A 6,778-nucleotide genomic window follows, 5' to 3' on the forward strand; every position below is an offset into this window, starting at 1 on the left:
ATCAGCTTGTTGAACTGCCGAGGGCTCAGCCCGGTGAACGGGCCTGTCCAGGAGGGCTCCGACGCCGTGATCACACCAGCCACGACAAGATCATCCCACCTCTGACCAGCAGTTACGGGACAACCTCTAGTAGGGCGACCGGGGAGTGATGAGCAATCGACACCCGGACGCTCGCGACCACGGTAGGGCCTCGGAAGCAGGTTACGAATCCGATGCCCTGCCCGGCAGTCGATGAGCAGAGGCATCGTTGCGTAATCTCCGATCTTATGACTTGACATTCTAGTGTCTTAAAATCGGTGCTTTCAAAACTAAGCATTGCGACTTTATCGTTTTGTCACTCTTTGTGTGACCGCACATTAGGCCATTGATCATGCGCGAAGGTAAAGACGAGAAAGCGCCAGGTAGGTTCGTCACTTGTTCAACTGCGCTTCGGGGGAAGGCTTTTGTATGCCTTTGCGATTGCTTCATGCCCCGATTCGCTATGTGCGAAGGCCATGGCTTCGCTTATGAGGAGGGGAACCGAGATGAAGCGGAATCTGCTGGGGGCGGCGCTCATCGGCGCGGCAGTGATCATCGGTGGAACCGGCATCGCGGGCGCTGCGCCGGCCGGATGCACGACGGGCGGCTACGTCTGTCTCTACCGTGACGACGACTACGCGGGTGGTCAGGTCACCCTGACCAACAGCACCACCGCCATACCGATCCTGGGCTCCTATGGTTTCAACGACGAGGCTGACTCGTACTGGAGCAACTACGGCTACGACGCGGCCTGGTTCACTGACAACAACTACACGGGCCGCCGTGTGTGCATCAACCAGAACAGCAACAACCACAGCTTCAGCTTCCAGGACTCCGACGAGGCCAGCTCCACGCGGAAGTACACCAGCGCCACCGCATGCTGACAGCACGCGTGAGGTAATCCCAGGGGCGGCCGGGCAACCGGCCGCCCCTTCGCGCACGAGAGGAACAAGCACTCACATGGGCAAGAGCGTGGCGATCATCGCCACTGGGATCGGCAAAACGTTCTCCATGGGCAAGCAGACCGTAACGGCCCTACGGGACGTCTCGCTGTCTTTGCCCGCCGGCACGCTGACCGCGCTGACCGGGCCCAGCGGTTCGGGCAAGAGCACGCTGCTGCACCTGATCGCCGGTCTGGAGCGGGTCGACTCGGGGAACCTGAACGTGCTGGGGAACCAGGTGCATGCGTGCAGTGCGGCCGAACTGGCTGCGCTGCGTTTGCGGGAGATCGGTTTCGTCCACCAGGACTTCAGCCTACTGGCCGACCTCACCTTGGTGGAGAACGTTCGTCTTCCCCTGGAAGCCACCGGCGTCGCCCGTGACGAGGCGACGACTTCGGCGCTTGAGGCGATGGCCCGGGTCGGTCTGAGAGGGCTGGAGCAGCGGTTTCCCGCAGAAGTGTCCGGCGGGCAGCAGCAGCGGGCCGCCATCGCCCGGGCCATCGTGGGAAACCGGACCCTGGTCCTGGCGGACGAGCCCACGGGTTCGCTCGACTCCAAGACGGGTTCGGAGATCATGGACGTGCTGGCGCAGCTTCGCGACGAGGGCGTCACCGTCGTGCTGAGCACGCACAACCCGGCCAATCTCTCTCACGCCGACCAGGTAGCCGTCCTGCATGACGGCACGCTCCTTTCCTTCGACGCCATCGAGGGAGACACCGCGTGAGCAGGGGATACGCGCATCTCATCGGCAGGCGCACCGTCGTCGGGCGCGGGGGAAGGCGTGCGGGGCTTCTGGTGCTGCTGGCACTGCCCGTACTGCTGGCCACGCTTGCAGCCGGGCTGTTCTCTTCCACCGCTCCGTCGGCCGAACAGCGGGCGGTCAGCGTCATGGGCCGGGCGGATGGATATGTCACGCAGGCCGATCCTGTGATGGCCGACAAGCTTGCGGCCGAGCTGCGGCAGCGCGCGCCGGGCATCAAGGTGCTGGCGATCGACGACAACAGCGAGTTCCCTGTCTGGGCGAAGGACCGGACGGTGACGGTGCGCTATGTGGACACCGACTGGTCCTCCCCGCTGGTAGAGGGCCGGTACCGGCTGCTGGAGGGGCGGTTTCCCTCGAATCTGGGGGAGATTGCGGTGAGCCGGGCGCTGGCCGGGGCTCAGAGGCTGAGGGTGGGTGACAGCCTTCCCTACCGGTGGAAGCGTGACGCGCCGGCCCGGATCGTCGGTCTGGTGGAAAGCCCGCAGGCCCATGCTTCCCACGACTACCTCGGCGCACCGGGTCAGCTGCGTGCCTGGCCCAGGACCGGGAGTGATACGACCAATGTCCTGCCCTCGGCGTACGGCCTGCTTCTTGCGGGTGATGCCGAGCAGGTCGCCGCGGCACAGGAGGTCGTGGCCACCGGAGGGGTACAGCTTCAGACCAGGTCGGGCATTGCCGGCTCCCGGACGATGATCGAGCGGGAGCCGGCGCTGCTGCTGGCACCGGGTGTACTGGTGCTGGCAATCATTGGCGCCGGATCCTTCGCTCTGCGCATGCGGCGCACTCGGGCGGAGTTCGCGCTCTTGGCCGGTATCGGCCTGCCGGACAGAGACCTGCGGTACGCGGCTGTATCCGGCGCGGCGTGGGCCAGTGCGATCGCTGTTCCCGCCGGGTGGCTGCTGGGCAGTCTTCTTTCCCTCGCCGCGCGTCCACTGCTTCCCCGGATCACCGACAAGGACATCGCTCCCTACGACCCTCTTCTCATCGGCGGTGCGCTGACAATCCTGCTGTCGGTGGCTGTGGCAGCACTGGCCGCGGTCTTGACGTCGCGGCACCCGGCAGGACTGCCGGCCCGTGAGCGTGTCCGTACGGCTGCCCGCAACGAACGGGCCCGCCTGTGGGCTCCGGTCCTCTGCGGAGTGGGCGCGCTCGGCATCGCGGTCGCGGCGGCTTTCCAGGACGACGAGACGATCTCCTCCATTGCGGCCGTCACCGGCATCGTGGCCCTGGCCGCGGCCGTACTCACCCGCATCGCGGACCTGTTGAGCGGTCTGGCCCGCCTGGCTGACGGCACACTCAGCGGACGCATCGCGCTACGCGCCTTCGCCCGCGACCCGCGCCGTCCGGCCTCCGCGATCGTGATCGGTTCGGTCTGCCTGGCCCTGACCGTCGGGATCCTCGGCACACTGTCCAGCGTCACCGCCCAGAATCGTGCCAGTTACACTGGCAATCGCCACCTGGACCAGGTCGAAGCCCTTCTCTACAGCGGGAGCGATGCCCGCGCTGTGGGACAGGCACTCGCAGAGGTCTTTCCGGCCGGGACACCCATCGTCAAGGGCACCTACCCGGTCGACGAGAGACTTCTCAGAGCATCCCCTTCCCCCGCTCTTACACCGCCCTGGAGCGTTGTGTGGCAGGCGGGCGGAGACTTCGCCGACCGGAAGCAGACCATCGAGGTCGTCGACGACGAGACAACGTTCAAGGCTCTGACCGGCCGAAGCTGGACTCCGCAGGAACGAAAAGCCCTCAAGGACGGCCGGATCCTGGTCCTGGCACCCGAGTACATCAAGGGCGACCGCGTCACACTGTCCAGGCCCAACGGCCTTCCCACCAGCACCGACCAGTCCGACACCCGCCAGAACATCAGCGGTGCCGTGCTCTCCGACCCGGTCGACGCCACCACCCTCACCCGCGCCTCCGCCTACCTCACGACCAAGACCGCGCACGCCCTGGGCGCCAAAACCGTGGACTACTCTGTCATCGCCTCCCCCACCACCGGCCTGGCCCCCGACCTGACAGAACGGCTCGTCAAAGCCCTTGAACCCGTCGACATCGTGATGGCGGACGTCCGCATCGAAACCGGACCCGAACTCACCCCTCCCTCCCTGTGGTACCTCCTGCTCGGCCTCGCGCTCGCGGCCGTCGTGACCGTTCTCGGCATCACCATCACCTCATCAGCCACCGAACTCCGGCCCGATCTGATCCGTCTTCACCGCATCGGCCTGTCCCCAGGCACCCTGCGACGCATCGTCATCTGGCAGTCGACCACCATCGCCGCCCTTGCCGCCATCCTGGGCATCGCGACCGGATGGGGACTGACCGCCGCAAGAAACTGGCCCGGCAGCATCCCCGTCGTCATGGACTGGACAGCCATCACCACCGTCCTCGCCCTCACCCTCACCCTCGGCACGGCCTATGGAGCACTCGCCACACCACGAACCATCGGCAACACCCTCAACCGCACCGAAACCTGACCCCACCCCAGAAACCACCGAAACATCCAAGACAAGGCCTAGCACTGCAACGGTCTTGGGACTGTAAATCGTTCGGCTCTGTCTCACATCCGGTGGTAACGGTGAGTCATGGCGTCAGCCGGCAGGGCGCTGGTCATGAAACCGCAGATCGACGCCTTGTAACCGATCTCTTCCATGGATCCAGCCGACTGCTCGGCGTCCGGTAGTGAGAGTTCGCTACGGCAAGCCTGGTAGCCCAGTGCGGTGCTGCCGCACTCGAAATGTTGAGGTCGGGACGCCAGCCGCACTCTCCGCGAGGTAGGCCTACTCAACGTGCACGATCAGTCACCACCGAATGTGAGACAGAGCCAATCGAACGGTGTAACGAAGGTGGTTGGGGTTACTGTCGGGCTGCGGAGAGGCGGCCGTCGAAGGTGATGTCGAAGGCGTTCAGAGCGGTCTTCCAGCGCAGGGTCCAGCGGGCCTGGCCCCGGCCGGTGGGGTCCAGGGACATGATCGCCATGTAGACACACTTCAGGGCCGCGGTCTCGTTCGGGAAGTGCCCGCGGGCCTTGACCGCGCGGCGGATCCTGGCGTTCACGGACTCGATCGCGTTGGTGGTGCAGACGATGCGGCGGATCTCGGTGTCGAAGCGGAGGAACGGGATGAACTCTTCCCAGGCGTTCTCCCACAACTTCACGATCGCCGGATACTTCCGGCCCCAGGCGTCGGCGAACTCCGCGAATCGCTCCAGGGCGGCCTCTTCGGTCGCCGCGGTGTAGACGGGCTTGAGGAGCTTGGCGATCTTGTCCCAGTCCTGGCGGGCGGCATAGCGGAAGGAGTTCCGCAGCAGGTGGACCACGCAGGTCTGCACCGTGGTGCGGGGCCAGACGGTCTCGACCGCGTCGGGCAGGCCCTTGAGTCCGTCGCAGACAAGCATGAGGACGTCGTTCACGCCGCGGTTCTTGATCTCGGTGAGGATGTGCATCCAGTGCTTGGCGCCCTCGCCGCCGTCGCCGGCCCACAGCCCCAGGATGTCGCGGCGGCCCTCGACGGTGACGGCCAAGGCCACGTAGATCGGCCGGTTGGCGACGGCGCCATCGCGGATCTTCACGTGGATGGCGTCGATGAACACCACCGGATAGACCGGGTCGAGGGGCCGGTTCTGCCATTCGGCCATGCCGTCCAGGACCTTGTCGGTGATCGTGGAGATCGTCTGGCGGGACACGTCGGCGCCATAGACCTCCGCGAGGTGAGCCTGGACCTCGCCCGTGGTCAGACCCTTCGCGGACAGCGAGATGACCATCTCGTCCACGCCGGTCAGACGCTTCTGCCGCTTCTTGATGATCTTCGGCTCGAACGAGCCGTCCCGGTCCCGGGGCACGGATATCTCCACCGGACCGACGTCCGTCAGCACGGTCTTGGCACGGGTGCCGTTGCGGGAGTTACCGCTGTTCTTCCCGGCCGCATCGTGCTTGTCATAGCCGAGGTGATCGGTGATCTCGCCCTCCAAGGCGGACTCCAGCAGCCGCTTCGTCAGCTGTTGCAGCAGCCCGCCTTCGCCGGTCAGCTGCAGACCCTCGGCCTGGGCACGGGACACCAGCTCGTCGATCAGCCGGTCATCCACCGGCTTCGCCGACTGCGGTCCAGACTGCTCGACGGTCTCGGCCTCGGCCACGTTCTCACTGGTCATCGGTGCATCCTCCATGATCGGGAGTTACACCGAACGATTGGCTCTGTCTCACATCCGGTGGTAACGGTGAGTCATGGCGTCAGCCGGCAGGGCGCTGGTCATGAAACCGCAGATCGACGCCTTGTAACCGATCTCTTCCATGGATCCAGCCGACTGCTCGGCGTCCGGTAGTGAGAGTTCGCTACGGCAAGCCTGGTAGCCCAGTGCGGTGCTGCCGCACTCGAAATGTTGAGGTCGGGACGCCAGCCGCACTCTCCGCGAGGTAGGCCTACTCAACGTGCACGATCAGTCACCACCGAATGTGAGACAGAGCCGAACGATTTACAGTCCCGCAGGGGGATTTCGGGGAATCAGGCGGGGCGGGCAAGGGCTCAGAATGCGGTCGGCCTCCCCTACAGGGGGACGGGCGGTAGAGGTTGTCCCGTAAATGATCTGAGGTATGCAGGCTGACCTGCTTGTTTGTCTGTCATCCGGTGAGAGTGAGGTTGTGCAGGCGGGCGATGCCGAGCATGGCGTGGTGGACGCCGTCGCCCTTGAGGCGGCAGTCGCGGAGGATCTTCCAGCTCTTCATGTGGGCGAAGGTGTGCTCGACGCGGGCGCGGACCTTGCGGTGGGAGGCGTTGTGGTCATCCTTCCAGGCAGGCAGTTCCTCGTCCTTGTGCCGGCGGTAGTGCGGGATGGTCAGGCCGGTGCCCCGGTAGCCGCCGTCGGCGATCACCGTGGGGGTGGTGCCGACGGCGGCCTTCGCGCCGGATTCCTTCCAGGCCCGGCAGTCGTTACGGTTGCCGGGCAGCGGCTTGCCGACAGCGACCACGAGGCGGGTGTCGGCGTCGATGACGACCTGGTGGTTGGTGGAGTAGCGGTAGTTCTTGCTGGAGGCGGCCACGGTCCGGTCGCGGGTGGGGACCAG

At 65.6% G+C, this 6,778-nt stretch carries 5 protein-coding genes and 1 pseudogene; 3 read left to right on the top strand and 3 right to left on the bottom strand.

The features are described 5' to 3' along the window. Positions 1-83: pseudogene (locus tag AB0398_RS34070) on the bottom strand (IS5/IS1182 family transposase); the annotation flags it as partial. Between the two features lie 441 nt (positions 84-524). Here AB0398_RS34070 and AB0398_RS34075 point away from each other — a divergent pair. The 3 genes from AB0398_RS34075 (at position 525) to AB0398_RS34085 (ending at position 4,196) form a co-directional block, all read left to right on the top strand. Continuing rightward, positions 525-902, top strand: coding sequence for a peptidase inhibitor family I36 protein (locus AB0398_RS34075; RefSeq protein ID WP_365551631.1), 378 nt, complete (start codon positions 525-527; stop codon positions 900-902). A 76-nt stretch (positions 903-978) separates the two neighbouring features. Further along, entirely contained in the window at positions 979-1,683 is a 705-nt protein-coding gene (locus AB0398_RS34080) for an ABC transporter ATP-binding protein (RefSeq protein ID WP_366379549.1), read from the top strand. Further along, positions 1,680-4,196 carry a hypothetical protein gene (locus AB0398_RS34085; protein ID WP_366379550.1) on the top strand — a complete coding sequence of 839 codons (2,517 nt, stop codon included), beginning with the start codon at positions 1,680-1,682 and terminating at the stop codon, positions 4,194-4,196. Before AB0398_RS34080 ends, AB0398_RS34085 begins: the two co-directional genes overlap by 4 nt. A gap of 379 nt (positions 4,197-4,575) precedes the next feature. Here the strand turns inward: AB0398_RS34085 and AB0398_RS34090 are convergent, their stop codons facing one another. Beyond that, complete coding sequence (locus AB0398_RS34090; RefSeq protein WP_366379551.1) at positions 4,576-5,868, bottom strand: IS256 family transposase; 1,293 nt, start codon at positions 5,866-5,868, stop codon at positions 4,576-4,578. A gap of 466 nt (positions 5,869-6,334) precedes the next feature. Continuing rightward, the coding region (locus tag AB0398_RS34095) for a transposase (protein ID WP_366379552.1) at positions 6,335-6,778 on the bottom strand (444 nt) is incomplete at its 5' end.

Origin of the sequence: Streptomyces sp. NPDC086147 (assembly GCF_040702165.1) — a bacterium.
GTDB lineage: Bacteria > Actinomycetota > Actinomycetes > Streptomycetales > Streptomycetaceae > Streptomyces.

Excerpts from the sequence above, each read along its gene's own strand:
- AB0398_RS34090 (WP_366379551.1), bottom strand. The coding sequence starts at position 5,868 with ATGACCAGTGAGAACGTGGCCGAGGCCGAGACCGTCGAGCAGTCTGGA.
- AB0398_RS34080 (WP_366379549.1), top strand. The coding sequence starts at position 979 with ATGGGCAAGAGCGTGGCGATCATCGCCACTGGGATCGGCAAAACGTTC.
- AB0398_RS34075 (WP_365551631.1), top strand. The coding sequence starts at position 525 with ATGAAGCGGAATCTGCTGGGGGCGGCGCTCATCGGCGCGGCAGTGATC.